At 70.5% G+C, this 23,890-nt stretch carries 16 protein-coding genes and 1 pseudogene; 5 read left to right on the top strand and 12 right to left on the bottom strand.

Annotation, left to right across the window (positions count from 1 at the left end; genetic code table 11):
- Positions 1 to 44: 44 nt before the first annotated feature.
- Positions 45 to 674 (bottom strand): TetR/AcrR family transcriptional regulator, encoded by a 630-nt coding sequence (locus ABZ478_RS27580; protein ID WP_359553347.1) that lies wholly within the window; start codon positions 672 to 674, stop codon positions 45 to 47.
- A gap of 184 nt (positions 675 to 858) precedes the next feature.
- Here ABZ478_RS27580 and ABZ478_RS27575 point away from each other — a divergent pair, with 184 nt between their 5' ends.
- Complete coding sequence (locus tag ABZ478_RS27575; RefSeq protein WP_359553418.1) at positions 859 to 2,406, top strand: MFS transporter; 1,548 nt, start codon at positions 859 to 861, stop codon at positions 2,404 to 2,406.
- 302 nt (positions 2,407 to 2,708) lie between these two features.
- Here the strand turns inward: ABZ478_RS27575 and ABZ478_RS27570 are convergent, their stop codons facing one another.
- From ABZ478_RS27570 to ABZ478_RS27560, 3 genes are all read right to left on the bottom strand, one after another.
- Entirely contained in the window at positions 2,709 to 3,614 is a 906-nt protein-coding gene (locus tag ABZ478_RS27570; RefSeq protein WP_359553345.1) for an ADP-ribosylglycohydrolase family protein, read from the bottom strand.
- 12 nt (positions 3,615 to 3,626) lie between these two features.
- The gene (locus tag ABZ478_RS27565; RefSeq protein ID WP_359553343.1) at positions 3,627 to 4,286 is read right to left on the bottom strand and encodes a histidine phosphatase family protein; all 660 of its coding nucleotides are present in this window, start codon (positions 4,284 to 4,286) and stop codon (positions 3,627 to 3,629) included.
- Between the two features lie 172 nt (positions 4,287 to 4,458).
- The gene (locus ABZ478_RS27560; protein ID WP_359553342.1) at positions 4,459 to 5,064 is read right to left on the bottom strand and encodes a YdbC family protein; all 606 of its coding nucleotides are present in this window, start codon (positions 5,062 to 5,064) and stop codon (positions 4,459 to 4,461) included.
- Between the two features lie 91 nt (positions 5,065 to 5,155).
- Here ABZ478_RS27560 and ABZ478_RS27555 point away from each other — a divergent pair.
- Positions 5,156 to 5,749: pseudogene (locus tag ABZ478_RS27555) on the top strand (TerD family protein); the annotation flags it as partial.
- 67 nt (positions 5,750 to 5,816) lie between these two features.
- Here the strand turns inward: ABZ478_RS27555 and ABZ478_RS27550 are convergent.
- Positions 5,817 to 8,714 carry a vitamin B12-dependent ribonucleotide reductase gene (locus ABZ478_RS27550; protein ID WP_359553340.1) on the bottom strand — a complete coding sequence of 966 codons (2,898 nt, stop codon included), beginning with the start codon at positions 8,712 to 8,714 and terminating at the stop codon, positions 5,817 to 5,819.
- Between the two features lie 164 nt (positions 8,715 to 8,878).
- Positions 8,879 to 9,427: a transcriptional regulator NrdR gene (gene nrdR / locus ABZ478_RS27545; protein ID WP_359553338.1), complete on the bottom strand. Its 549-nt coding sequence runs from the start codon at positions 9,425 to 9,427 to the stop codon at positions 8,879 to 8,881.
- Between the two features lie 566 nt (positions 9,428 to 9,993).
- Here nrdR and lexA point away from each other — a divergent pair.
- Complete coding sequence (lexA, locus tag ABZ478_RS27540; protein WP_358936707.1) at positions 9,994 to 10,773, top strand: transcriptional repressor LexA; 780 nt, start codon at positions 9,994 to 9,996, stop codon at positions 10,771 to 10,773.
- Between the two features lie 160 nt (positions 10,774 to 10,933).
- Here lexA and ABZ478_RS27535 read toward each other — a convergent pair whose 3' ends face one another.
- The 4 genes from ABZ478_RS27535 to ABZ478_RS27520 form a co-directional block, all read right to left on the bottom strand.
- On the bottom strand, positions 10,934 to 12,925 hold the full coding sequence (locus ABZ478_RS27535; RefSeq protein WP_359553337.1) for an ATP-dependent DNA helicase: 1,992 nt from the start codon (positions 12,923 to 12,925) through the stop codon (positions 10,934 to 10,936).
- Positions 12,926 to 13,119: 194 nt separating this feature from the next.
- Positions 13,120 to 13,794: a GNAT family N-acetyltransferase gene (locus tag ABZ478_RS27530; protein ID WP_359553335.1), complete on the bottom strand. Its 675-nt coding sequence runs from the start codon at positions 13,792 to 13,794 to the stop codon at positions 13,120 to 13,122.
- 65 nt (positions 13,795 to 13,859) lie between these two features.
- Positions 13,860 to 15,680, bottom strand: coding sequence for an IucA/IucC family protein (locus tag ABZ478_RS27525; RefSeq protein WP_359553417.1), 1,821 nt, complete (start codon positions 15,678 to 15,680; stop codon positions 13,860 to 13,862).
- Between the two features lie 405 nt (positions 15,681 to 16,085).
- On the bottom strand, positions 16,086 to 17,537 hold the full coding sequence (locus ABZ478_RS27520; RefSeq protein ID WP_359553416.1) for a diaminobutyrate--2-oxoglutarate transaminase family protein: 1,452 nt from the start codon (positions 17,535 to 17,537) through the stop codon (positions 16,086 to 16,088).
- A 366-nt stretch (positions 17,538 to 17,903) separates the two neighbouring features.
- Here ABZ478_RS27520 and ABZ478_RS27515 point away from each other — a divergent pair, with 366 nt between their 5' ends.
- Entirely contained in the window at positions 17,904 to 18,878 is a 975-nt protein-coding gene (locus ABZ478_RS27515; RefSeq protein ID WP_359553333.1) for an alpha/beta hydrolase, read from the top strand.
- Between the two features lie 312 nt (positions 18,879 to 19,190).
- Positions 19,191 to 20,423, top strand: a complete 1,233-nt coding sequence (locus tag ABZ478_RS27510; protein WP_359553332.1) for a hypothetical protein — start codon at positions 19,191 to 19,193, stop codon at positions 20,421 to 20,423.
- Positions 20,424 to 20,660: 237 nt separating this feature from the next.
- On the opposite strand, the gene hflX is transcribed toward ABZ478_RS27510, so the two are convergent.
- Positions 20,661 to 22,151, bottom strand: a complete 1,491-nt coding sequence (gene hflX, locus ABZ478_RS27505) for a GTPase HflX (RefSeq protein ID WP_359553331.1) — start codon at positions 22,149 to 22,151, stop codon at positions 20,661 to 20,663.
- 134 nt (positions 22,152 to 22,285) lie between these two features.
- Positions 22,286 to 23,809 carry a M1 family metallopeptidase gene (locus ABZ478_RS27500; protein ID WP_359553330.1) on the bottom strand — a complete coding sequence of 508 codons (1,524 nt, stop codon included), beginning with the start codon at positions 23,807 to 23,809 and terminating at the stop codon, positions 22,286 to 22,288.
- Between the last annotated feature and the right edge of the window lie 81 nt (positions 23,810 to 23,890).

Below are 23,890 nucleotides of genomic sequence, written 5' to 3'. Positions count from 1 at the left end.
ACACCCCGGCCCTCCAGAACGGGCCGGAGGCGCGAGGCCATCGATCAGGACCCGGAACCGTACTGCCTCAGCAGCGGCATCATCAGCCGGTCGATCATCTCCTCGAGCTCCTGATCGCTCCATTCGCTGGCGCACATTTTGGATCGGTACATCATCATCGCCGGAACGGCGTCGAAGACGTAGCCATTGTCGGCGTCCGGGCGCACCTCCCCTCGACCGATGCCACGGATGACGACCTCGCGGAGCTGCTCGATCATCGGCTCGACCACCCCTTCGAAGATCACGCTGTGGAAGCGTTCCACCTGCGCTGGATCGCATTCGTGAATCACGGCACGCAGAGCGAAACCGGGAAGCGAGAACATCGCGTCCCGTGCACGCCGGCACAGGGCCAGTAGGTCCTCCCGGACACTGCCCAGGTCGGGGACTTCCTCGACGCGGGGCAGTCCGGCCTCAAGGGCATGGGCGACCAGATCCTCCTTGGAGGGCCAGCGGCGGTAGACCGCCGCCTTCCCGGTCTGGGCGCCGGCGGCGACGCCCTCCATGGTCAGACCGTTCCAGCCGACCGTACTGAGCTGCTCCAGGGTGGCATCCAGGATCGCGCGCTCGAGCACCGCGCCGCGCCGACGGGGAGTGGCCGCCTGAGCGGGAGCGGCCGTCCAGCGCGAGGTATCCATCTGTGACTCTCCAGCATGCAAGGGAAGCGGGGGTTCCGGGGTGGGGCCGCGTCACGTCGCAGCAAGGGGGACGCGATACGTGACGCGGAATTAAGTGAACGCTTGCGTTCACTGTCGGGGACTCACTACCGTTGACACGAAAGTGAACGCAAGCGTTCACTAACGCCTTTGTGGGGGACCCATGGTGACAACCTCTCAGCTGCTTCAGGAACGGAAACCCGGCGCGGCCCGCCGGGACGGGCATCCCGGCATCGCGCTGACCGTCATCGCGGCCTGCCAGCTCATGGTGGTACTCGACGCGACGATTGTGAACATCGCGCTCCCGCACATTCAAGACGCTCTCAAGTTCAGCACCACCGACCTCACTTGGGTGGTCAGCGCCTACACACTCACCTTCGGCGGTCTGCTGCTGCTCGGCGCGCGGGCCGGCGACATCCTCGGCCGGCGCCGGGTGTTCATGGCCGGCATCCTGCTGTTCACCTTCGCCTCGCTGCTGGGCGGCCTCGCCCAGGAGCCCTGGCAACTGCTCGCGGCGCGCGCCCTGCAGGGAGTGGGCGGCGCGATCGCCTCGCCCACCTCGCTCGCCCTGATCACCACCACGTTCCCCGAAGGCCCGGAACGCAACCGGGCCTTCGGCGTGTTCGCCGCCGTGTCCGCGGGCGGTGGCGCCATCGGCCTGCTGGCGGGCGGCATGCTGACCGACTGGCTCGACTGGCGGTGGGTGCTCTTCGTCAACGTGCCGATCGGCCTGCTGATCGCGTTCCTCGCCCCGCTGTACATCAGCGAGTCCGAGCGGCACCCGGGGCGGTTCGACATCGCGGGTGCGCTCACGTCGACGGCCGGCATGGCCACGCTGGTGTACGGGTTCATCCGTGCCTCGGAGGAGGGCTGGCGGGACGGTCTCACCCTGGGGTCCTTCGGCGCCGCGGTGGTGCTGCTGGTGGCGTTCGTCCTCACCGAGCTGCGGGCGAAGGAACCGATCACCCCGCTCAAGATGTTCGCCGACCGCAACCGCTCGGGCACGTACGTGATCATGCTGAGCCTCGCCGCCGCGATGTTCGGCATGTTCTTCTACATCGTGCTGTTCGTGCAGAACGTGCTCGGCTACAGCGCGATCAGGGCCGGCCTGGCCTTCCTCCCCGTGACCTTCGCGATCGCGGTCGGCGCGGGCCTGTCCCAGCGCTTCCTGCCCACGCTCGGCCCCAAGCCCTTCATGATGACCGGCTCGGCGCTCGTGGTGACCGGACTGGTCTGGCAGACCTTCATCACACCCGACAGCTCCTACCTCGGCGGCGTGCTGGGACCGATGCTGGTGTTCGGGTTCGGCATGGGCCTGAATTTCGTGACGGTCACCGTCACGGCCGTCTCCGGTGTGGCCCAGCACGAGGCGGGCGCGGCCTCCGGGCTGCTCAACGCCACCCAGCAGGTCGGTGGTTCGCTGGGCCTGTCCATCCTGACCACCGTCTTCGGCTCCGCGAGCACGGACGAGGCGAAGAAGCAACTGCCGAAGTTCCTCGCCGGCGGTACTCCGGAGCAGAAGGCGCAGTTCGCCAAGACGCACCAGTTGCCCGCGCCCTGGGGGCATGAGGTGCTCGCTCACGGGATCTCCGCGGCCTTCGTCCCGGCCGCCGCCATGGCCGTGCTCGCGTTCCTCACCGCCTGGCTGGTGATCAGGGTCCGGAAGAGCGATCTCGAAGCCCTCGCCGGCACGGCGGGCCCGGGCATCGGCTGACCAGCCCGCGGCCGCGCGGAACCGCGACGAGCCGGACCGCGGCCGGGAGAACGGGAGACGCTGCGGCCCGGCCGTCCGCATCACCCATACGGACACGGAGACCAGCAGCGGGACAAGCACGGCCGGCACAGCGACGACGACCGCCATCACCGCACACCCCCTCCCGCCTTCGCCTGCCAGGACCGAGCCGTCGTCCGCATCGACGCGGGCGACGGCTACCTGCAGAACGGCGGACGGTCACACAGAGTTCCCGGCGGGTACGGAGAGTTTCCGGTCCTCTGTGGCGTGACGACGAGCAGGGGTCAGAACCCCGTCGGCACCCACCCGGGCAGCGCCTCGGTCCGCTCCACCCACGGCGCGGGTGGCGTGCCCGCCTTGCCGGAACCGAGCACGCCGCCCACGATCGCGCAGGTCGTGTCCACGTCCCCGCCGACCTGGGCGGTCGTCCAGAACGCCGTCTCGAAGTCGGCCAGGGCCCGCGCGGCGGACCAGAGGGCGAACGGGACGGTGTCGTGGGCCGACGTGCGGCGACCGCAGCCCAGCACGGCCGCGACGGTGGCCGGATCGCCGTAGTCGAGCATGTCGCGGGCCCGGCGCAGGCCCGCGCCGACAGCGCTCTTCGGAATGAGTGCGATAACACCGTCGAGGAGCGCCTCGGGGCCGGGCGGCCCGCCCAGCGACCCGGCCAGCGCGGCGGCCGCGGCGACGGCCATCGCACCCACCACGGCCTCGCGGTGCTGGTGCGTGGGATACGCCGAGATCTCCGCCTGGTGGGTCGCCTGCTCGGGGTCGTCGGCGTACCAGGCACCCAGCGGCGCGATGCGCATCGCGGCGCCGTTGCCCCAGGACCCCTGCCCGTTGAAGAGACCGGCCGCCACCTCGCGCCAGTCCTCGCCCTCGCGGACGAGGCGGAGCAGCCGGTTGACGGCCGGGCCGTACCCGCGGTCGAAGTCGTGGTGCTCGGCGAACGAGCCGGCCAGCGCGTCCTGGTCGAGGCGGTGGTGGACGGCCAGGACGGCCACCACGGAGCAGGCCATCTCCGTGTCGTCCGTCCACTGCCAGGGGCCCGCGGGCAGCTCGCGGCGCTTGAGCAGGGGATAGTTCGCCGGGACGAAGAACTGCGAGCCCAGCGCGTCTCCCACCGCCAGTCCGCGCAGGCTGGCCAGGGCGCGGTTCAGGCGCTCGAGGGAAGAGGAGTCAGCGGTCATCGGTCTGCCACTCTATCCGGAACCCCAGTGCGGTACCGGGTCCCGCCATCGCTCGAAGGGCCGGTTCAGGGTGTACTTGCCGTCGTCACCGAGAACGAGCGTCCGCATCTCGGCGTTCCCGGGGTTCGACAGCGACTCGAATTCCGCCACCGTCCAGTGGAACCAGCGCATGCAGAACAGCCGCATCGCGAGCCCGTGCGTCACCAGCAGCACGTTCGGCGGATGGTCCGGCGCCTCGAAGCTGCGGAACAGGCTCTCCAGGAAGCCGCCGACCCGGTCGTAGACATCGGCGCCGGACTCGCCCTGCGGGAACCGGAAGAAGAAGTGGCCGTAGGCGTCCCGGTACGCCTTCTGCAGGCGCACGTCGTCGCGGTCCTGCCAGTTGCCCCAGTCCTGCTCGCGCAGCCTGGGCTCCTCCCGCATGCGTATGAGGCCGGGGTCGAGATGGAAGGCGCGCAGCGTCTCGTGGGTACGGCGGTACGGGGAGACGTACACGCTCACGCGCTCCCGGCCGAAGAGCTCCCGGATCTTCTTTCCGGTCTCCTCCGCCTGTCTCCGGCCGCGCTCGGTCAGGGCGAGAGCGTGGTCGGGCTCCCGCTCGTACACGGAGTCATCAACATTGCCCGTTGACTCGCCGTGCCGGACAAGGACGATGCGCCGTGGTCGTGCCATGCCGAAACCCTAGATCGAACGGGGGACGGTGGAGGACTCGTACGGGCCCCATACGGCGTAGGTCACACGCATCCCGCGCATAGGGGCGCTCACGGGCGCATGCTCCCCGCGTCGTCCCCGCGTTGGATTCACCAACTGTCCAGAAGCTCCACTTCATCCTCGATGCGCCGGTTCAGACCGTCCAGGACGGCTCCAGCTCCACGATGTCACCGGTCAGAGCCGCGATGTCCGCCTCCGTCTGGGCACGCAGGGCGAGGCGCTCCACGCGCTCGGTGCGGTACTTGCCGTGCTCGGCCGCCGACCGCCACATGGACAGGATCAGGAACTCCTGCTCGGGCGCCTCGGCGAACATGCCCCGGATCATGCCGGGTGAGCCGGCCATGGCGGGGTTCCAGACCTTCTCCTGCATGAGGGTGAAGTGCTCCACGCGCTCCTCGTGGACCCTGCACAGGGCGACGCGGATCAGGTCGGAGTCGGTGAACCGGGGCTCGAAGCCGGTCTTCACGTCGAATCGGTACTCGAACAGTTTGACCTGGGGATCCTTGTACGTGCCGGTCTGGGCGGCCGCCAGACGGTCGTGGGAGCGGGCCATGAAGGAGTCGTAGAAGGCGCGGCTCTCCCAGAAGGTGAAGAGGTGCGCCACCCCGGGCCGCTGCCGGCTCCAGCCTCCGCCCTGCCCCCGAAAACCCGGCTCCCCCGGAAGCCCCGCCCATTTCCGCTGCCCGCGCTCGAAGCCGCGGCGGTCCACCACGGTGCAGCGAATCCACTTGACCAGCACCGCGCCATCGTAAGGCCACCGGGCGTGGCACCGGTCACGCTCCGGCTTAGATCGCCCGCGCACGCTCCCCGCGCACGTGGCACGATGAACAAACGGCCCTGACTTCGGGGCAGTTGACAGGCATGGCACTTCAAGGGGGTGGCGAAGCCCGGTGGCTGGCTTCAGCAAGGGAATCCGCAAGGTCGAGGTCGCGCTCAAATGGGACCCCAGTCCGGCGGGCCGACCGCCCACCGATCTGGACATCGTGGCGGGGCCGTTCGAGTCCGGCGCCCCGTACGGGGCGCCGGCCTATCTGGTGCACTTCGACAGCCGTTCCCCGGACGGCACGATCTTCCTCAACCGGGACAGCACCGACGGCAAGGGCTTCGGCTGGGACGAGGTCATGACGCTCGAGCTCGACCGGCTCGACGGCCGTTACGCGCGCGTGGTGGTCGGTGTGGTCATCCAGCAGCGGACCGGGCACCAAACCTTCGCCGACGTGCTCGGCCCGGCCATGCGCATCCGCGAGGGCTACACCGTGCTCGCCGAGGACGACTTCGCCTCGGTCCCCGAAGCCACGGCGGCCACGATCGGCGAGTTCCTGCGGGACGACTCCGGTGGGTGGACGTTCCACCCCGGCGTCCACGGCTACGACGAGGATCCGGCGGCCTTCCCCCGTGTCATGGGCAGCAGGCGCCACCCCTGACGCGAAGGCGCACAGGTAAGGGGCGCCGGCGATTGCCGGCGCCCCTTACCTCAGGAACGGCGTGTCATCAGCTGCAGCCGCTGGTCGAGCCGCAGCCCTCGCAGATGTAGCAGGAGCCGGCCCGCTGCATCTTCGTACCGCAGGAGAAGCACAGCGGGGCGTCGGCCTGGATGCCCAGCTGCATCTCCACCAGCTCGGCGCTGGTGTGCGCCTGCTTCGGGGCCGGCTCGGCCACCGCGGCCTCGGCCTTCGGCGTGGCGACCGCCTTCAGCTCCTGGGCGCGCGGCGCCGACTGCGCCAGGCCCTCGACGTCGACCTCGTCGTCGGCGGGCTCGTAGGAACCGGTCTCCAGGTGCCGCTGGCGCTCCTCGGCGGAGTGGATGCCGAGCGCGGAGCGCGTCTCGAAGGGCAGGAAGTCCAGCGCCAGGCGGCGGAAGATGTAGTCGACGATCGACTGCGCCATCCGCACGTCGGGGTCGTCCGTCATACCGGCCGGCTCGAAGCGCATGTTGGTGAACTTCGAGACGTACGTCTCCAGGGGCACGCCGTACTGCAGACCGACGGAGACGGCGATGGAGAAGGCGTCCATCATGCCCGCGAGGGTCGAGCCCTGCTTGGACATCTTCAGGAAGACCTCACCGAGACCGTCGTCGGGGTAGGAGTTGGCGGTCATGTAGCCCTCGGCGCCGCCGACCGTGAAGGACGTGGTGATGCCGGGACGGCCCTTGGGGAGGCGCTTGCGGACCGGGCGGTACTCGACGATCTTCTCGACCGTCTCGCGGATGGCCGCCTCGGCCTTCTCCGTGACCTCGGCCTTCTCCTTCTCCTTGGTCTTGGCGGAGAGCGGCTGGCCGACCTTGCAGTTGTCGCGGTAGATGGCGAGCGCCTTGACGCCCAGCTTCCACGCCTCGTAGTAGATCTCCTCGACCTCCTCGACGGTCGCCGTCTCCGGCATGTTGACCGTCTTGGAGATGGCGCCGGAGATCCACGGCTGGATCGCGGCCATCATGCGGACGTGGCCCATCGGGGAGATGGCGCGCTCGCCCATGGCGCAGTCGAACACCTCGTAGTGCTCGAGCTTGAGGCCGGGGGCGTCGATCACGTTGCCGTTCTCGGCGATGTGGGCGACGATCGCCTCGATCTGCTCCTCCTGGTAACCCAGGCGGCGCAGGGCCTGCGGGACGGTGCCGTTGACGATCTGCATCGAGCCGCCGCCGACCAGCTTCTTGAACTTCACCAGCGCGAGGTCGGGCTCGACACCGGTGGTGTCGCAGGACATCGCCAGGCCGATGGTGCCGGTCGGGGCGAGGACGGACGCCTGGGAGTTACGGAAACCGTTCTTCTCGCCGATGCGGACGACGTCCTGCCAGGCCTCCGTGGCGGCGGCCCAGACCGGGGTGTCCAGATCGTCCATGCGGACGGCCCCGCCGTTGGCGTCGGCGTGCTGCTTCATGACGCGCTTGTGGGCGTCGGCGTTGCGGGCGTAGCCGTCGTACGGGCCGACGACGGCGGCCAGCTCGGCGGAGCGGCGGTAGGCCGTGCCGGTCATCAGCGAGGTGATGGCACCGGCGAGGGCACGGCCGCCGTCGGAGTCGTAGGCGTGGCCGGTGGCCATCAGCAGGGCGCCGAGGTTGGCGTAGCCGATGCCGAGCTGGCGGAACGCGCGCGTGTTCTCGCCGATCTTCTGGGTCGGGAAGTCCGCGAAGCAGATCGAGATGTCCATCGCGGTGATGACCAGCTCGACGACCTTCTGGAAGCGCTCGGTCTCGAAGGACTGGTGGCCCTTGCTGTCGTCCTTGAGGAACTTCATCAGGTTCAGCGAGGCCAGGTTGCAGGACGTGTTGTCCAGGTGCATGTACTCGCTGCACGGGTTCGACGCGGTGATCCGGCCGGACTCGGGGCAGGTGTGCCAGGTGTTGATGGTGTCGTCGTACTGGATGCCCGGGTCGGCGCAGGCCCAGGCCGCCTCGGCGATCTTGCGGAAGAGCGCCTTGGCGTCGACCTCCTCGATGACCTCACCGGTCATACGCGCGCGCAGGCCGAACTTGCCGCTCGACTCGACCGCCGTCATGAACTCGTCGTTCACGCGGACCGAGTTGTTGGCGTTCTGGTACTGGACGGACGTGATGTCGTCGCCGCCCAGGTCCATGTCGAAGCCCGCGTCGCGCAGGACGCGGATCTTCTCCTCCTCGCTGACCTTCGTCTGGATGAAGTCCTCGATGTCGGGGTGGTCGACGTCGAGCACGACCATCTTGGCTGCGCGGCGGGTGGCGCCACCGGACTTGATGGTGCCGGCGGAGGCGTCGGCGCCGCGCATGAAGGAGACGGGACCGGAGGCGTTGCCACCGGAGGAGAGCAGCTCCTTGGAGGAGCGGATGCGGGAGAGGTTCAGGCCGGCGCCGGAGCCGCCCTTGAAGATCATGCCCTCTTCCTTGTACCAGTCGAGGATCGACTCCATGGAGTCGTCGACGGACAGGATGAAGCAGGCGGAGACCTGCTGGGGCTGCGGGGTGCCGACGTTGAACCAGACGGGGCTGTTGAAGCTGAAGATCTGGTGCAGGAGGGCGTAGGCCAGCTCGTGCTCGAAGATCTCGGCGTCGGCGGGCGAGGCGAAGTACTTGTGGTCCTCACCGGCCTTCCGGTACGTCTTCACGATGCGGTCGATCAGCTGCTTGAGGCTGACCTCGCGCTGCGGGGTGCCGACGGCACCCCGGAAGTACTTGCTGGTGACGATGTTGACCGCGTTCACCGACCAGAAGTCGGGGAACTCGACGCCACGCTGCTCGAAGTTGATCGAGCCGTCGCGCCAGTTGGTCATGACGACGTCACGGCGCTCCCAGGCCACCTCGTCGTACGGGTGTACGCCGGGGGTGGTGTGGATGCGCTCGATGTGCAGTCCCTTGTTACCCGCCTTGGCTCCCTTGGCTCGGGAACCTCGTGCCGGACCGCTCGCCGTCTCTGTCATGCCGCCTCCCTGTACGGGCGAAAACGCCCTGAAGTGCCCCGATGTTCCGTGGCACGGTGTTCTGTCTGGTATCGCGGGAGCCCTCAACTGCCACCCGCGACAGGTCTTCGGTCGCCGCCTTCCGAGCCGGAACCCGGGCGTCCGTCCGGGTTCCGTCGCGCCGGTCAGTCGGCGGCGTGGGCGGGCACGGGGACCTCGGTGGTCCCTCCGGGCCCGCGTTCGTCTTCCTGGCTCCCTGTTCCCGCGTCCCCGTCGTCCGCGGCGGGGCCTCGCGCCCGCCTCAGCTCCGCGATCGCGGCCTCGAAGTCGTCGAGCGAGTCGAAGGCCCGGTAGACGGAGGCGAATCGCAGATAGGCGACAAGATCGAGCTCCTGCAACGGGCCGAGTATGGCCAGGCCCACGTCGTGGGTGGTCAGCTCGGCACTCCCGGTGGCCCGCACCGCCTCCTCGACCCGCTGGCCGAGCTGGGCGAGTGCGTCCTCGGTGACAGGCCGTCCCTGGCATGCCTTGCGCACGCCGTTGATGACCTTGGTGCGGCTGAACGGTTCGGTGACTCCGGACCGCTTCACCACCATGAGCGAGCACGTCTCCACGGTCGTGAAACGACGGGAGCAGTCAGGGCACTGGCGGCGCCTGCGGATCGACGTGCCGTCGTCGGTCGTACGGCTGTCGACCACGCGGCTGTCGGGGTGCCTGCAGAAGGGGCAGTGCATGATCTCCAACCCTCCTCACAGCAGACTCAATAGCCCCGCCGGACCACATGGGCCCCTCGAAGCAGCCCTAAGCATAGGCGATCGTGGAGCCATCTCAGACCCGGGGGACCACAACTTGTGGGCTGCGGTAAGCATCCAACCACTAGATGTAGGGCTTGGCCCATACACCGAGGCGGTCACGCGTGTCGCCGCGCCGGAGCACGCCCCGAATACCCGCCGGCGGCATTTCCGAACACGCGGGCGCAGGGACGTATCGATCCTGCGGTTACGGAGATACGGTGGGCGCCGCACGGAGACCGCGTGGGACTCCGGCGCAGAAGGGAGCCCGGATCCGGGTGGACCGGGTTCCGGATGGCAGACTGAGGGCACAACCCGTGAGGTCGCCGATCCCGGCGGTGAAGAGTACAGCAATGGGCGCTTTTGCCCGCCAGATACCGCGTTAGCCATACACCCAGACACATGATCACGTCAGGCGAATCGCACTTTTTCACTCGAACGTGTGTTTGGCGCAACCTTTCGAAAGCAACTACCGTTGTCCAGCAGGGAGACCATCGAGAGGGGCCGACGTGACCACCACCGCAGACAGTGCCACCATCACCGCCCAGGACCGCTCCATGGGCCGAGTCGAGCCGGTACATGCGATGAACGAAGCCACGAATCCCGAGGGGCACAAGCGCTCCCTGCCTGGCCGACCTCCGGGTATCCGGGCGGACAGCTCCGGACTCACCGACCGGCAGCGGCGGGTGATCGAGGTCATCAGGGATTCGGTGCAGCGACGCGGATATCCGCCGTCCATGCGCGAGATCGGCCAGGCCGTCGGCCTCTCCAGCACGTCCTCGGTGGCGCATCAGCTGATGGCACTGGAGCGCAAGGGCTTCCTGCGCCGCGACCCGCACCGTCCACGCGCGTACGAGGTGCGCGGCTCCGACCAGGCCGTGTCGGTGCAGCCCACCGACACCGCCGGCAAGCCCGCCGCGTCCTACGTCCCGCTGGTCGGCCGTATCGCCGCCGGTGGACCGATCCTCGCCGAGGAGTCGGTCGAGGACGTGTTCCCGCTGCCCCGCCAGCTCGTCGGCGACGGCGAGCTGTTCGTCCTCAAGGTCGTCGGTGACTCCATGATCGAGGCCGCGATCTGTGACGGTGACTGGGTCACCGTCCGCCGCCAGCCGGTCGCCGAGAACGGCGACATCGTCGCGGCGATGCTCGACGGCGAAGCCACCGTCAAGCGCTTCAAGCGCGAGGACGGTCATGTCTGGCTCCTGCCGCACAACGCGGCCTACGAACCGATTCCCGGCGACGACGCGACCATTCTGGGCAAGGTCGTCGCTGTGCTGCGGCGCGTGTGACGGCCGTGGCGGGCGGGCCGGACGCGGCCCGTCCCCCAGACCGGGCCCCGGGACCCCTGCGCCGGTTCCGGGGCCCTGTGCTGTCCGGACTCGCCCGGGGGCGGCCGCACGGACCGTCGTGCAGGTGCTGGTCCGGGCGAAGCCGTCCGGACCAGCCGCCTCACGCCTCCTGCGTCTGCTTCTCTTCCCTCTGCCTCGCGGCCGCGTCGATCGCCGCGAGCGATTTGCGCACCTGGTTGCGGTCCGTGGTGTACCAGAAGTCGGGCAGTGACGCCTTGAGGTAGCTGCCGTACCGCGCGGTGGCGAGCCGCTGATCAAGTACCGCGACAACACCACGGTCCCCCGAGGCGCGGACCAGACGGCCGGCGCCCTGGGCCATGAGCAGGGCCGCGTGGGTCGCGGCCACGGCCATGAAGCCGTTGCCGCCCGCGTCCTCCACCGCCTTCTGCCGGGCGCTCATCAACGGGTCGTCGGGGCGCGGGAACGGGATCTTGTCCATGACCACCAGCTGACAGCTCGGGCCCGGGACGTCGACACCCTGCCACAGCGACAATGTGCCGAACAGGCAGGTCCGCGGGTCGGCGGCGAAGTTCTTGATCAGCTCTCCGAGCGTCTCCTCGCCCTGGAGCAGGATGGGGAACTCGGGGATTCTCGAACGCAGCTCTTCCGCGGCGAGCTGGGCGGCGCGCATGGACGAGAACAGTCCGAGGGTGCGGCCGCCGGCCGCCTGGATCAGTTCGGTCAGCTCATCGAGCATGTCGGAGCGCTCGCCGTCCCGCGCGGGGCGCGCGAGGTGCTTCGCGACATACAGGATGCCCTGCTTGGGGTAGTCGAAGGGCGAACCGACGTCCACGCCCTTCCAGTGCGGCAGATCCTCGCCCTCCGTGCCCTCGGGGCTGAGCCCCAGGGAGGCGCCGACGCCGTTGAAATCGCCGCCCAGCTTCAGCGTCGCCGAGGTGAGGACGACACTGCGGTCCGCGAAGAGCTTCTCCCTGAGCAGTCCGGAGACCGACATGGGCGCGACACGCAGAGAGGCGCCGAAGCGGTCGTGACGCTCGTACCAGACCACGTCCCACTCGGAACCGTTGGCCACTCGCTCCGCCACGTCGTGCACGCTCTCGACCGAGGCCAGCGCCTGTTTGCGGACCGCGTCCTCGTCCTGGACGGACTTGTCGCGGGTCGAGCCGAGCGCGGTGATGACCGTGCGGGCCGCGTCCCGCAGCGCCATCAGCGCATAGCCGAGGTCCTCCGGGATCTCCTCGAGACGGCCCGGCAGAGCCAGTTCCATCAGCCGCTCGAAGCCTTCCGCGGCGGTCTGGAGCTGGTCGGCGGCCTTCTCGTTGACGAGTTTGGCCGCCCGGCGCACGGCGCGGTTGACCTGGCCGGGCGTGAGTTCACCGGTGGCGACACCGGTGACCCGGGAGACGAGTTCGTGCGCCTCGTCCACGATCAGCACCTCGTGCTGCGGCAGCACCGGGGCACCCTCGATGGCGTCGATGGCCAGGAGGGCGTGGTTGGTGACGACGACCTCGGCGAGCTTGGCCCGCTCGCGCGCCATCTCCGCGAAGCACTCGGCGCCGTAGGCGCACTTCGACGCGCCCAGGCACTCCCGCGAGGACACCGACACCTGCGCCCAGGCACGGTCCGAGACGCCCGGGGTGAGGCCGTCGCGGTCACCGGTCTCCGTCTCGTCGGCCCAGTCACGCAGGCGCAGCAGGTCCTGGCCCAGCTTGCTGGTGGGGGCGGCGGCCTCGAACTGGTCGAAGAGCCCGTCCTCCTCGTCCTGCGGCATGCCCTCGTGCAAGCGGTGCAGGCACAGGTAGTTCGACCGGCCCTTGAGCATGGCGAAGTCCGGGCGGCGGCGCAGCAGCGGGTGCAGGGCGTCGACCGTGCGCGGCAGGTCGCGTTCCACGAGCTGGCGCTGCAGTGCGAGCGTGGCCGTGGCGACGACCACTCGCTCCCCGTGCGCGAGCGCGGGAACGAGATAGCCCAGCGACTTTCCGGTGCCGGTGCCGGCCTGGACCAGCAGGTGGGATCCGTCGTCGATCGCCTCGGCGACCGCTTCGGCCATGGTCACCTGGCCGGGGCGCTCCGTGCCGCCGACGGCTGCGACGGCGGCATGCAGGAGTTCGGGGAGTGAGGGCTTCGTCATAGCCCGACCACCCTACGGCCCGGCACTGACAAACGGGCGGTCAAGGCGGGGGCGGGGGGTGGGATCACTGCCGGGACTCCTGAGCGGGGGGTTGGCTGTGGCGGGCTTCGCCGGACTTCCGGATCTTCTCTCGGCGGCCGGGAACCTCACCGAGCCGCCGTTCGTACTCAATGCGACGGCGTCATCACAATTCGTTACGTCAGCCGGTTCGGGACGCGGTCCCGGATCACGAGGGCGGCCCGCTTGCCGGGCAGGTCGACCTCGGACGCGAATCGGAACCCGGCACGCAGGAAGGCGGTGACGGAGGTGGTGTTACGAAGATCCGGTTCGGCGACGACCCGGGCACAGGCGGGACGACGGTCCAGGACGAGATCGGCCACGGCCTTGAGGAGCGCGGAGCCCAGTCCTCTCCCCCGGTCTGCGGCCTCCCCGATGAGGAGATGGATCCCGGTGTCGTGCGGACGAGTCGGACAGTGGCGGGCCAGCGGATCGAGGTCCGCCCGGTAGATCTCCCAGTAGCTCATGGGGACGCCGTCCAGCACGCCCAGGCACGGCACGCTGCGGCCGTCGCCGTCGAGTTGGGCCCGAAGATGGTCCTCGGTCCTCTCCAGGGGTCCCGCCAGCTCCCAGAAGGCGGCGACAGCGGGGTCGTTCATCCAGCGGTGGATGAGCGGAAGGTCGTCGTTCAGGCGCACGGGGACCAGTTGGAAGAGGCCCGCAGGGGTGAGGACCGGCCCCCAGCCGGACACGTCGTCGAGCAGGTCGGCAGTGGAGAAGAGGGCGACGAACTCGGCGGGCAGGCGCAGATGCAGCGTGGCCTCGCCGTCCTCGGGGGATGCGGTGTCCGCACTGGTGTCGGTGGAGGGCACGGTGCGCTCCTTTCAGCGAAGGGGGTGGAGGTTCGAGGGAGACGCGGAAGGGCAGGGCGGTTCGTTCAGGAGTGAAGGGGGTTGGCGATGGTGACGTAGACGGACTGGGTGTCGACCGGGCCGACGAGTTCGTCCATGCCGTGCAGCCGGGTCAGCAGGTTGGCCTTGCAGCGCAGGACAGGTGATTCGAGCAGCAGGCCGGGCAGCGGGGTCCGCAGGGCGAGTGGGCCCGAGGCGGCATCGGTGAGAAACCCGCGGAACGCGGCAAGGAGCAGTCGTTCGTCGGCGAGTTGCTGGGAGCCGAAGGCGCCGATCAGCCCGAGCACGTTGTTGATGGCGAGGTAGTACGCGAAGCGTTCGTCGGTCACCTCGTCGGCGACGAAGGTGTCGCTGTGCACGCCGATGCCGGGCAGCCGCGCGTCGAGTTCGGCTCGCCGGGACTCACGGAAGTAGTAGCCCTGGTTGTCGCGGTACCGGCCGCCGGCGGGCCAGCCGTCGCGGTCGAGCAGGACCAGCGTGTTCTGCTGATGGGCCTCGAGGGCGATTCCGGCCTCGCCGTCCAGCCAGAGCACGGGCCGGACGACCTGTTCCAGGTAGCGCAGGAACCACTCCGCGGCTACGGCTCCGACGGGGCGCCCGGTGCGTGCGGCGAGCCGCGCGACGAGCCGCGCCAGGCGTGACCGCAGGGCCCAGGGTCCCTTGGTCGGCCAGGGGGCGGTGTCCGGTTCGGCGAGGGGCCGGGGCGAGACGAGTCCGGCCAGGCAGCTCACGTCGTCGGCCGGGGCGAACGGGTTGTGCCTGATCATGACGTCGAGGCCGGGCAGGGGCCGCCCGTCAGGATCGTCGACGGCGAGCCAGGCGGGATCGCGGACGATGTCGAAGGCGGGGTGCGCGGCCCGCCACTGACGGGCGAGGCCGCCGCGCAGCAGCCGGTGCACCTCGACTCCGCGGTGGAGTTCCTTGCGCAGGTTCTCGCGACGGGAGTTGGTGATGCGCAGGCCCAGCGACAGTTTCAGCATCGCGGGGGCGTCGGGTCGATGGACGGTGCGTACGGAGGAGGTGGGGTGCCAGGGTGAGCCGAGCGGACCGAGGTCGCGGAGGGCTCCGGAGTCGAGCAGGGCGGCGACCGCCTCGCGGTGCCTGAGTTCCCTGGCCTGCCAGGGGTGCAGCGGCAGCACGGCGTATCCGTCGGGCAGGGGAGGGACGGTTCCGGCGAGCCGCTGGGTGAGCCGGTCCGCGGGAACGGTGCGGCCGCGCTCGGTCCAGGCCGAGTCGGCCGCCAGCAGGGAGGGGGCCACGGCACACCAGTGCAGCGGGAACGAGCCGCGTGACTCCGGCGAGTACAGCGGGCCTTCGGCCTCGGTCAGGCCTTCCCGGCTCTTCGGGGCCGGGTGCAGGGGGTGTCCGAGGAGGAGGGACTGCTCGGCGCTGAGGAAGAGGTCGGGGCCGTCGTCCGGGCGTGCGCGCCGGTCGCTGATGAACGTCGTGGTGCGGCGCAGGGAGTCGGCCACCCTGGCGACCAGGTCGCCACCGTCGCCTACGGCTCCGGGCTGCTCCGGGACACCGGGGGTGTCGCGGGTGCCACCGGATGTCTCCCTGGCGAGGAGGGCCGCGAGAGTGATCGCGTCGACGGGCGGAGCCGTCTCGGCGCCGGCGAGGCGGACCGGCCCGAAGCGGTGCCAGCCCGCCGGGGACCAGTGCCGGATCTGGACGATCAGCGCGGTGCCACTGCGGAGCAGCGGGATACGAAGGGTGCCGGTGGCGGGGGCGGCGAGGCCGGTCTCCCGTACCCAGCAGCGCAGGAGGTTCTCGACGGCGGCGGCCTGGGCGGCGGTGCCGGGATCGGGGTCCTCCAGCGGGTCGGCGTCAGGGGCTCCCGCGCTCATGCTGTCCGGGGCTCGTCGCTTCTGCTGGGGGAACGACTCGGCGAGCGGGACGTGAGAGGGCTGGGTCCCGGAGTCGCCGTGTTCGTCGGGGCTGCCGGAACGGCCGTCGGGTGCGGGGGTGGCGTTCAAGACGGCTCCTCGGGAGGGGGTGGGCTGTGGATACGGGGGGGGGTGGGATGTTCGCGTCTGGACGGCCCGTCGTCCGTCCGCCCGGCGTCCGCTCGGCCGCCGTCCGTTCCGCCGCCGTGCGGTCGTGCCGCTGTGCGGTCGTCGCGGGCCCGAACGGGGGCCGGGCAGCCGCGTGGCGCGCGTCCGCGTGCGTTCGGCACGACGGAGGGACCGGGTGTGGGCGGCTCCTCGGGCCCCGGTGGTGGGGCTGCTCCGATGGCTGCTCCGGTGGGGCTGCTAGTGATTGCCGGGGCCGGGGGTGTCGTGATGGCGGTGCCGGCGGCCGTGGTCCTGCTGTCGGCGGGCCGCCGCCACCGCGTCGGCCAGGCGGTCCATGACGGCTGCCGCCTGCTCGTCGGTGATGGTCAGCGGTGGAAGGAGGCGTACGACACCGGCGTGGCGACCGCCGAGTTCCACGATGAGCCCCCGGTGGAGGCACTCGCGTTGGACGGCCGCCGCGAGTTCGGGGTCGGCGCGGTGCGGCGTGCGGCTCGGCCGGAGACCTTCGGCGGCGAGCCGGTGATCGTCGGCGAAGGAATCCTCGCCCGGTCCGGTTGCCTCGCTCTCCGGATCCACCAGCTCGATGCCGATCATCAGCCCCCGCCCCCGGACGTCACCCACGCACGGGAACGCCGCCCGCAGCTCGCGGAGTTGGGACAGCATCCGCGAGCCCAGGACGGCGGCCCGCTCGTCGAGTGCGTTCTCACGCACGTGGGCCAGGGTGGCCGTTCCGGCGGCCATGGCGAGCTGGTTGCCGCGGAAGGTGCCCGCGTGGGCGCCGGGCTGCCAGGCGTCGAGGTCGTCGCGGTAGACGACCACGGCCAGCGGGAGGCTGCCGCCGATGGCCTTCGACAGGACCAGGACGTCGGGTGTGACACCGCTGTGCTCAACAGCCCAGAAGGCGCCGGTGCGGCCGACGCCGGTCTGAATCTCGTCCACGATCAGCGGAATGGACCGGTCGGCGGTGATCTCGCGCATGCGGCGCAGCCAGCCGTCCGGCGCCGGGATCACGCCGCCCTCGCCCTGGACGGGTTCGACGATCATCCCGGCGGGGAGCGGTACGCCCGACTTCGGGTCGTCGAGGAGGGACTCGGTCCAGCGCGCGGCGAGTTCGGCACCGCGCGGGCCGCCGACCCCGAAGGGGCAGCGGTAGTCCTGCGGGTACGGCAGCCGCGCGACCCGTACGTCGCCGGCCCCGCCGGAGGCGGCCATGGCCCCGGCCGTCATGCCGTGATAGGCGCCGGTGAAGGCGAGCATGCCGGTGCGTCCGGTCGCGGTGCGGACGAGTTTGAGCGCCGCTTCGACGGCGTCGGTGCCCGCCGGCCCGCAGAACTGCACCCGGGCACGGCCGGCGAGCCCGGACGGCAGGGTGCGGAACAACTCGGTGATGAAGGCGTCCTTCACCGGCGTCGCCAGGTCGAGGACCGAGAGCGGGGCGCCGGAGTCGAGGACTCTTCGGATGGCCTCCAGGACCACCGGATGGTTGTGGCCGAGGGCGAGGGTTCCGGCTCCCGAGAGGCAGTCCAGGTAGCGGCGGCCGTCGGCGCCCTCGATGGTCAGTCCCCGCGCCCGCACGGGCACGATGGGCAGGGCACGCGCATAGGTGCGGGCCGCGGACTCACGCGCCGACTGGCGCCTCAGGATCCCCTCGTGCACCGCACGCTTTTCCCCGTACGCACCTTCAGCCATCGACTCGGTCACGGCCACGACTCGCTGTCCTCCCCGCTGTCCAGAGGCGAGTTGATCCGCGGGGACCGGGCACAGGCAGCGGACCCCCCACCCCTACAACCTCGCACCGGCCCAAGGGTTACGGGTTGCCCCGTAATCCCTGTGATCCCTGGGCGGTGGGCCGAACTTCCCGATGCCCCCGCCCCCGCGTCCCCGCACATGTGGCACCCCCCCCTGGTGCCCCCAGCGCCCCGCCCCCACCCACTCGCCGCTCGTGATGCCGCCCACCCGATGTCCGCGCAAGCTGGAAGGCGAGCGTGCCCGGCACCGGGCCGGCACCGCCCGCGCCCCTGATCGCACCGCACCGGAATCCGCTGGAGGTTGATCATGACGAACCTGCCCCCGCCGCCCACGCCGCGGCTCGAGCCGGCGGCCAGGGAACTCGCCGACGCCACCGCCGCGCACCCCCGCATCTACGAGGTGCCTCCCGCGCAGGGGCGCGACATCCTGGCCGGCCTGCAGAGCGGCGAAGGGGTGGACAAACCGGCCGTCGACGAGAGCTGGACCGACGTCGACGCCGGTGAGTGGGGCACCGTCCGCGTCCGTGTCGTCAAGCCAGGTGGTGCCGAGGGCCCGCTGCCGGTGATCTTCTACATCCACGGCGCCGGCTGGGTCTTCGGCGACGAGAACACCCACGACCGTCTCGTGCGCGAGCTGGCCGTCGGGACGGACGCGGCCGCGGTCTTCCCCGTCTACGACCGGGCACCCGAGGCCCGATACCCCACGCAGATCGAACAGAACTACGCCGTCGCGCGGTGGGTCGTGGAGCACGGTGCCGAGCTGGGCCTCGACGCCTCCCGCATGGTCGTCTGCGGCGATTCCGTCGGCGGCAACATGTCCGCGGTCCTCGCCCAGATGGCCAAGGACCGCGGTGACGTCCGCCTCGCCGCTCAGGTGCTGCTCTACCCGGTGACCGACGCGAACTTCGACACCGCGTCCTATCTGCAGTTCGCCGAGGGCTACTACCTCACCCGGGACGGCATGCTCTGGTTCTGGGACCAGTACACGACCGACGACTCCCAGCGGAAGGAGCGCTACGCCTCTCCGCTGCGTGCCTCCCTCGACGACCTCCGGGACCTGCCGCCCGCCGTCGTGATCACCGACGAGGCCGATGTGCTGCGCGACGAGGGCGAGGCCTACGCGGCCCGGCTGCGCGAGGCCGGCGTCCCGGTCACCGCCGTACGGGTGCTCGGAATGGTGCACGACTTCCTGATGCTCGACAGCCTGCGCGACTGCCACGCGACCGGCGTCGCCCGCAGGATCGCCGTCGGCGCCATCAGGAACGCCCTGCACGGCGACTGAGGTTCCCGCACGACCGGGCGCTGCCGGGCCCCCGGACTCCCCCGGCTCCCGGGCGCCCGTGCCACCGCACCGGCCGAGCCGCGGTTCCGTGTCCTCCACGACGTGAGGGCACGGAACCGCGGCTCGTGTGCTTCCAGGTCAGGCCGCTTGTAGCCGAACCGTTGCCGGACCGTCGGAACTCCCCCACAGCGAACGCATAGTGTGTGATGCCGTTCCCAGCGGACCAGTGGACCGGCGTCAACTCCCCATGAGTGCGGTGCCGGTGCCGGGACCGAAGCGCCGAGTACCTTCATCTCAGGGGGAGTCAACAGCATGCGATCCATACGGCCGTCGTTCACCGTTCGCCGAGGGAGGGGCGCGCCGCGCAGGACCTCCCTCGTGCCGGCGACGGTCGCCCTCGTCTCGGCACTGGCGCTGACCGCCACGGCCTGCAACGGCGACGGTGACGACAACGCCGACGACAGGCCGACCGCCGCCGCCACCCAGGGCGGCACCGGTGACGGCAAGATCAAGATCCCGGACGACATCCGTCAGAAGCTCAAGGAGCACGGGATCGATGTCGACAAGTGGAAGAACGGCGCCTGGCAGAACTGGGACAGGGACGACTGGCTGCGCGAGGCCAACGACTTCATCAACCCCATCATCAAGGGTCTGTGGGACCCGGACCGGATGCGGGACGCCGACGACCCGGCCAAGCGCGTCGACGACAACGACATCTCCGGCGACCAGGGCGTGACGGACCCGACCCCGGCGCCGGTCACGGCCCAGGCGGTCAGGCCGCCGTACCACGCCAACGCGGCCACGTCGGGCAAGGTCTTCTTCGACTCTCCCGAGGGCACGATGGTCTGCTCGGCGACGGTCGTGCAGGACCCGGCGCACCCGGGCAAGTCCAACCTCATCTGGACGGCCGGCCACTGCGTGCACGCCGGCAAGAGCGGTGGCTGGTACCGCAACATCGCCTTCGTGCCGTCGTACAACAACCAGGGCAGGTCGAACGCCGAGCTGCAGGACGCGAGCCGGGCCGAGGTCGCCCCGTACGGCGTCTGGTGGGCCGACGCGGCGAAGACCTCGCAGCAGTGGATCGACCAGGGCGGCCGCACCGGCGGCAACGGCGCCTCGTACGACTTCGCGGTCATCCATGTGACGCCGGAGCAGGGCAACGCGGGCAAGTCGCTGGAGGAGACGGTCGGCGGAGCGCTTCCGGTGAACTTCGGCGCCCCGGCCGTGCCGAAGGTGCAGAGCATCACTGCGACGGGCTACCCCGCCGCGGCTCCGTACGACGGCCAGCTGGCCTACCAGTGCCAGGACAAGCCGGGCCGGCTGTCCCTCGCCAAGTCGGACCCGACGATGTACCGCATCGGCTGCACGATGACCGGCGGCTCCTCCGGCGGCGGCTGGGTGGAGACCGGCTCGGACGGCAAGTCCGCCCTGGTGTCCAACACCTCGATCGGCCCGGTGCGCGCGGGCTGGCTGGCGGGCCCCCGTCTGGGTGAGGTGGCCAAGGGCGTCTACGACTCGGTCAGCAAGAAGTTCGCCGGACGGTAAAGCCTGCCGCACCGCACGGGACCGGACTGCGGCGAGATGGCCAGGAGGGATCCTGCCGTCGTCCGGTCCGCCACCCCTGGCTCGCCGCCCCGCGGCTGGGCAAGGAGGCCGAAGCGCTCTACCCGGACATGGGCCGCGCGTACGGCGGACGGTGACGAGACCCGTGAGCCGATGACGAGAGGCCCGCCACCCGCAACGAGGTGGCGGGCCTCTCGCACACGCCGGGTCGCCCTGGGGTCAGGCCGCGGGCGTCGGTGTGTAGGGCGCCAGGTCCGCGGCCAGCTCCTCGTGCACCCGGACCTTGAGCAGGGTTCCCTCCGCGGTGTGCTCCTCGGAGATCACCTCGCCCTCGGTGTGGGCGCGGGCGACGAGCTTGCCGTGGGTGTACGGGACGAGCGCCTCGACCTCGACCGAGGGGCGGGGCAGCTCGTTGTCGATCAGCGCGAGCAGTTCCTCGATGCCCTGGCCGGTGCGGGCCGAGACGGCGATGGAGCGCCTCTCCACCCGCAGCAGCCGCTGGAGCACCAGCGGGTCGGCCGCGTCCGCCTTGTTGATCACGACGATCTCGGGTACGCCGGTGGCGCCGACGTCCCGGATCACCTCGCGCACGGCGGCCAGCTGCTCCTCGGGGACCGGGTGCGAGCCGTCCACCACGTGCAGGATCAGGTCGGAGTCGCCGACCTCCTCCATGGTGGAGCGGAACGCCTCGACCAGGTGGTGCGGCAGGTGCCGGACGAAGCCGACGGTGTCGGCCAGCGTGTACAGCCGCCCGCTCGGGGTCTCGGCCCGGCGGACGGTCGGGTCGAGGGTCGCGAACAGCGCGTTCTCGACCAGGACGCCCGCGCCCGTCAGGCGGTTGAGCAGGGAGGACTTTCCGGCGTTGGTGTAGCCCGCGATGGCCACGGACGGCACCTTGTTGCGCCGGCGCTCCTGGCGCTTGATCTCGCGGCCGGTTTTCATGTCCGCGATCTCCCGGCGCATCTTCGCCATCTTCTCGCGGATACGGCGCCGGTCCGTCTCGATCTTGGTCTCACCGGGGCCACGGGTCGCCAGACCGCCGCGACCGCCACCCATCTGGCGGGACAGGGACTGACCCCAGCCTCGCAGCCTGGGCAGCATGTACTGCATCTGCGCCAGGGCGACCTGCGCCTTGCCCTCTCGGGACTTGGCGTGCTGCGCGAAGATGTCGAGGATCAGGGCCGTGCGGTCGATGACCTTGACCTTGACGACGTCCTCGAGCTGGATGAGCTGGCCCGGGCTCAGCTCACCGTCGCAGATGACGGTGTCCGCGCCCGTGTCGATGACAATGTCGCGCAGCTCCAGCGCCTTGCCGGAGCCGATGTAGGTGGCGGCGTCGGGCTTGTCCCGGCGCTGGATCACTCCGTCGAGCACGAGTGCGCCCGCGGTCTCCGCGAGGGCGGCCAGCTCCGCGAGGGAGTTGTCCGCGTCCTGGACGGTCCCGGTGGTCCACACCCCGACGAGCACGACCCGCTCCAGGCGGAGCTGGCGGTACTCGACCTCGGTGACGTCCTCCAGCTCGGTGGAGAGGCCCGCGACGCGGCGCAGGGCCGCGCGCTCGGAGCGGTCGAACTGCTCACCGTCCCGCTCGCCGTCGATCTCCTGGCTCCAGGCGACGTCCTCTTCCATCAGGGCATCGGCCCGAAGACCTTCGGGATAGTCGTGCGCGAGGCGCTTGGTGTCCTGGGAAGGGGAAGAAGAGGAGGTCATTGGATCCTTACGTCGGTGGAAATGCCGAGTCGGCGGTCATCAGGGACAACGCACGAGTACCCCGGGAGATTCCCGTGTCCCGCGCCGCGCCGACCTCAAGATGGTCGCACGGCGCGGGACGGCTCGTCACCGTGTTATTCCCGGCCCCCACCCTTCCTACCGCCCTTGTACCGCTTGGGTTCCTTGGCGGACTTGCCGCTCTTCCAGTCCGGGTGGCCGGGCATCGGCGGGGTCTTCTCGCCGTACAGCCAGGGCTGGAAGAAGCCGGTGAGGTCGCGGCCGGCGACGGCCGAGGCCAGCCGGACGAAATCGGCGGTGGTGGCTGTCGAGTCGCGGTGCTCCCGCACCCAGGTCCGCTCCAGGCGTTCGAAGGCCCGCGTGCCGATCTCCTGACGCAGGGCGTAGAGCACCAGCGCCGCGCCGTCGTAGATGTTGGGCCGGAAGATGCTGATCTTCTGGCCGGGCGCGGGCGCCTTGGGCCGAGCCGGGGGGCCGCCGTCGGTCCGCCAGCGGTCGGAGGCGCCGTAGGCGGCCTTCATGCGGTCCTCCATGGGCCGCTTCGACTTCTCCTGCGCGTAGAGGGACTCGTACCAGGTGGCGTGCCCCTCGTTCAGCCAGACGTCGGACCAGGTGCGAGGGCTGACGCTGTCGCCGAACCACTGGTGGGACAGCTCGTGCACCATGACCGAATCGACGTACCAGGCGGGGTAGGCGGGCTTCGTGAAGAGGTCCTTCTCGAAGAGCGAGAGGGTCTGCGTCTCCAGTTCGAAACCGGTGGAGGCCTGCGCCATGAGCACGCCGTACGTCTCGAACGGGTAGGACCCGACCTTGCTCTCCAGCCAGGCGATCTGGCCGGGCGTCTTCGCGAGCCAGGGTTCGAGCGCCTTGCGGTCGGCGCTGGGCACGACGTCGCGGACCGGCAGCCCGTGCGGTCCCGTACGGCGCACCACGGCCGAGCGGCCGATGGACACCTGGGCGAGTTCGGTGGCCATGGGGTGCTGGGTGCGGTAGGTCCAGGTGGTGGCACGGCCGACGCGCTCGGCGCCGGTGGGCAGGCCGTTGGCCACGGCGGTGTAGTCGTTCGGAGCGGTGACCCGGATGGTGAACATCGCCTTGTCGGACGGGTGGTCGTTGCACGGGAAGACCAGGTGGGCGGCGTCGGCCTGGTTGGCCATCGCCAGGCCGTCGGTGGTGCGTACCCAGCCGCCGTCCTGCCCCTTGGCGCTGACCGGCTCGCTGGTGTGCTTCACGGTGATCCGCGTCCAGACGCCCCGGGGCAGCCGGTGCTCCGGCGTGACCACGAGATCCTCGCCCGCGCCGGTGAAGGCGGCGGGGCGGCCGTCGACCTCGACGGACTCGACGGTGCCGTGCGCGAAGTCGAGGTTGAGGCGGTCCAGGCCGGTGGTCGTCCAGGCGCTGATGGTCGTGACGGCCCGCAGCGGCTTGTCGTTCTTTCCGGAATACGTGAAGGACAGGTCGTACGACGCCACGTCGTATCCGGGGTTGCCCAGGGTCGGGAAGAGCCGGTCACCGACGCCCAGGGGCTCGGCCGGGGCGGCGGCGGCGAGCAGGCAGACGGAGACGGCGGAGGCGAGCAGGGCGGCCTTCCGGCGGCGGAAGGGGCGTGGGTTCCGGCCCCGGCGGAGGGTGAGCGGCATGCACCACCGCTACCAGCGCGCGCGTGCGGCACGACGGCGACGCGCGCCGGGCCCACCCGATCGGGTTGGTCGCGCACAGCC

The organism is Streptomyces sp. NPDC005706 (genome assembly GCF_040631045.1).
Lineage (GTDB): Bacteria > Actinomycetota > Actinomycetes > Streptomycetales > Streptomycetaceae > Streptomyces.
This window is presented reverse-complemented; position numbering and strand designations above follow the sequence as displayed.

Coding starts and splice junctions, on each gene's coding strand:
- nrdR (WP_359553338.1), bottom strand. CDS start 9,427: ATGCACTGCCCCTTCTGCAGGCACCCCGACAGCCGCGTGGTCGACAGC.
- hflX (WP_359553331.1), bottom strand. CDS start 22,151: ATGACCTCCTCTTCTTCCCCTTCCCAGGACACCAAGCGCCTCGCGCAC.
- ABZ478_RS27570 (WP_359553345.1), bottom strand. CDS start 3,614: ATGACCGCTGACTCCTCTTCCCTCGAGCGCCTGAACCGCGCCCTGGCC.
- ABZ478_RS27520 (WP_359553416.1), bottom strand. CDS start 17,537: ATGGCTGAAGGTGCGTACGGGGAAAAGCGTGCGGTGCACGAGGGGATC.
- ABZ478_RS27515 (WP_359553333.1), top strand. CDS start 17,904: ATGACGAACCTGCCCCCGCCGCCCACGCCGCGGCTCGAGCCGGCGGCC.
- ABZ478_RS27510 (WP_359553332.1), top strand. CDS start 19,191: ATGCGATCCATACGGCCGTCGTTCACCGTTCGCCGAGGGAGGGGCGCG.
- ABZ478_RS27550 (WP_359553340.1), bottom strand. CDS start 8,714: ATGACAGAGACGGCGAGCGGTCCGGCACGAGGTTCCCGAGCCAAGGGA.
- ABZ478_RS27500 (WP_359553330.1), bottom strand. CDS start 23,809: ATGCCGCTCACCCTCCGCCGGGGCCGGAACCCACGCCCCTTCCGCCGC.
- ABZ478_RS27580 (WP_359553347.1), bottom strand. CDS start 674: ATGGATACCTCGCGCTGGACGGCCGCTCCCGCTCAGGCGGCCACTCCC.
- ABZ478_RS27525 (WP_359553417.1), bottom strand. CDS start 15,680: ATGAGCGCGGGAGCCCCTGACGCCGACCCGCTGGAGGACCCCGATCCC.
- ABZ478_RS27535 (WP_359553337.1), bottom strand. CDS start 12,925: ATGACGAAGCCCTCACTCCCCGAACTCCTGCATGCCGCCGTCGCAGCC.
- ABZ478_RS27565 (WP_359553343.1), bottom strand. CDS start 4,286: ATGGCACGACCACGGCGCATCGTCCTTGTCCGGCACGGCGAGTCAACG.